This window comes from Achromobacter semiaridum (genome assembly GCF_053543755.1).
On sequence record NZ_JBLVOL010000031.1, the window covers coordinates 28,815 to 31,951 of the forward strand.

Consider the following 3,137-nt stretch of genomic DNA (forward strand, 5'->3'; position numbering starts at 1 on the left):
CCGCGCGCGCGGCCGCCGCGCGCCGTGCAAGCGAAGCCTGGCATTGGCGGGCATGGCGGCGTGAAGCGCGCACGCAGTCGCCCGAGCTTGGCGCTTTCTATCGATGGCTGCGCGTGGCTGCCGGCGCGGGCGATCTGCGCGCGGCGGTGGCGCCCCTGGGCGCGGGCGCGCGGCAGACGGCAGCGACCGTGCTGCAAGACGTTTATGGCGCGCCGCAAGCCGTCCCGGCATGGCGCGGCCTGCTGGCCAAGTCATCGCTTCAGTGGAGAAAAGCTTGGCGAGGCAGGCAAAAGCCAGCCCCGGCGCATGGCTTACCCCAGGAGTTGAACCCGGCCCATGCAGGGCGAACAGCAACTGCGCAAGATGCGCAAGGACGCAAACGATGAAGCAATCAACTGAAAAACGGCAGGGCTGGGCGACATGGCTGGCGGTTGCGACCCTTGCGCTGTTGACGGCATGCGCCTCGCCACAGAAGGCGTCGCCGCCGCAAGCCGAGCTGCCTTCATGGAGCGACGGACCGTCGCGCACCGCTATCGTGGACTTCGTGCAGGCGGTGACGAAGCCGGGCAGCCCGGACTTTGTCGAGGCCGAGGAACGCATCGCGGTGTTCGATAACGACGGCACGTTGTGGTCCGAACAGCCCTTGTACTTCGAGGTGCTGTTCGCGCTGGACCGGGTCAAGGAAATGGCGCCCGCGCACCCGGAATGGGCCAAGCGCCAGCCGTTCAAGGCGGCAATCGAAGGCGACAAAGCGGCCTTGGCCAAAGCGGGGCAGTCGGGCTTGCTGAAGATCGTGGGGGCAACGCACACCGGCATGACGGTGGAGGACTTCACAAAAAGCGTGACCCAGTGGACGGCAACGGCGCGGCATCCGCGCTTTGAGCAGCCCTATACCTCGATGACGTTCCTGCCGATGCGCGAACTGCTGGAATACCTGCGCGCAAATGGCTTCAAGACCTACATCGTGTCGGGTGGCGAAACCGAGTTCATGCGTCCTTGGGCACAGGCCGCCTACGGCGTGCCGCCGGAACAGGTCATTGGCAGCGGCTTTGCCACCACCTTCGAAATGCGCGGCGACAAGCCGGTGCTGTGGCGTCAAGGCAAGCTTGATTTCAACGACGATGGCCCGGGCAAGCCGGTAGCCATCCAACGCTACATCGGCCGCCGCCCGCTACTGGCCTTCGGCAACTCCGATGGCGATCTTCAAATGTTGCAGTGGACCACCGCCGGCGCGGGCAAACGCTTTGCCGGCATCGTCCACCATACCGACGCGCAGCGCGAGTGGGCCTACGACAGGGACTCCAGCATCGGGCGCCTGGACCGCGCGCTGGACGAAGCCCAGCGCAGCGGATGGACGGTGGTTGACATGAAGACGGAGTGGAAACGGATATACGACTTTGAAAAGCCTTGAGCAAGCGTGACCTGGGAGCACATGGCCCTGTTGGGCAAGGAGAGCAGTCATGATGAAAGCAAGACGATGGTTGGGCGCGGCGCTGGTGGCCGCGAGCGGGCTTGCGGTGATGGGCGGCGCTTATGCGCAGTCCCAGAATACGCAGTCGACCTCGCAGGGCCAGGCGTCCGGTAAAAAGCCGAACATCCTGGTCATCTTCGGGGATGACGTGGGGCAGGCCAACATCAGTGCCTATACAAGAGGGGTGGTCGGCTACAGGACGCCGAATATCGACCGCATTGCCAACGAAGGCGCGATCTTCACCGACTACTACGCCGAGAACAGTTGCACGGCGGGGCGGTCAACGTTCATCACCGGCCAATCGGCCCGGCGCACGGGCTTGTCGAAGGTGGGCATCCCCGGCGCGCCCGTGGGCTTGCAGGACCGCGACATCACGATTGCGCAAGCTTTGAAGGGCCAGGGCTACAACACCGCGCAATTCGGCAAGAACCACCTGGGTGACCGCGACGAATACCTGCCGACCAAGCACGGCTTCGACGAATTCTTCGGCAATCTGTATCACCTGAACGCGGAAGAAGAACCCGAGCGCCCGTACTTCCCGAAAAATCCCACGGACCCGGTGATCAAAAGCTACATGCCGCGTGGCGTGATCAAAGCGTCAGCCGACGGCAAGATTGAGGATACCGGCGCATTGACCACCAAGCGCATGGAAACCATTGATGACGAAACCGTCGGTGCGGCGCTGGATTACCTGGACAAGCATGGCAAGGCCGACAAGCCGTTTTTCGTGTGGATGAACACCACCCGCATGCACCTGTTCACGCACATTCGGGATGCACACAAGGGCAAGAGCGGCATGCCGGGCAACGACTATGCCGATGGCATGTGGGAGCATGACCAGGACGTTGGCAAACTGCTGAAAAAGCTGGATGACCTGGGCATCGCCAAGGACACCATCGTGATCTACACGACGGACAACGGGCCCAACCAATTCAGTTGGCCCGACGCCGCTACCACCCCGTTCCGCAGTGAAAAGGACACCAACTGGGAAGGTGCCTTCCGCGTTCCGGCGATGATCCGCTGGCCGGGCCATATCGAGCCCGGCACGGTCAAGAACGACATCGTCTCGGGGCTGGACTGGTTCCCGACGCTGTTGGCCGCCGCCGGCAACGAGGGCGTCAAGGATCAGCTGCTGAAAGGCTGGCGTCCCAACGGCGCCAACCGGGACTTCAAGGTGCACCTGGACGGCTATAACCAATTGGCCTAGCTGACGGGCAAGAGCGACAAGAGCGCGCGCGAAGACTTCTATTACTTCAACGATGACGGCCTGTTGGTTGCCATGCGGTTCGAAAACTGGAAGGTCGTTTTCTGCGAACAGAAGTCGCCGGGTGGCTTTGCCGTGTGGAAGGAGCCGTTTGTGTGCCTGCGCGTGCCCAAGGTGTTCAACCTGCGCATGGACCCGTACGAACGCGCCGACGTCGTTTCCGATCAGTACAACGATTGGCTCACGAAGAACGCGTATCTGGCATTTATCGGGTCCGCCAAGGCAGGGGAATTCCTGCAAACCTTCATTGACTGGCCGCCCAGCCAGAATCCGCCCAGCTTCAGTACCGATCAGGTGCAGAAGGAAGTGGACAAGAAAATCGAGGAGTACTTCGAGCAGCAAGCGAAAAAGCAGGGCAAGTAAACGCTGAGGGTCGGGCGCGGTGTTATAGCCCCGCCCGAC

General features: G+C 62.5%; 1 protein-coding gene and 1 pseudogene. Both read left to right on the forward strand.

Annotated features, from left to right (window positions below; all coding sequences use genetic code 11):
• Nucleotides 1-382 precede the first annotated feature (382 nt).
• Nucleotides 383-1,411 (forward strand): HAD family hydrolase, encoded by a 1,029-nt coding sequence (locus tag ACNPP0_RS09810; protein WP_332608439.1) that lies wholly within the window; start codon nucleotides 383-385, stop codon nucleotides 1,409-1,411.
• Between the two features lie 52 nt (nucleotides 1,412-1,463).
• Nucleotides 1,464-3,098: pseudogene (locus ACNPP0_RS09815) on the forward strand (arylsulfatase).
• The last annotated feature ends 39 nt before the right edge of the window (nucleotides 3,099-3,137 follow it).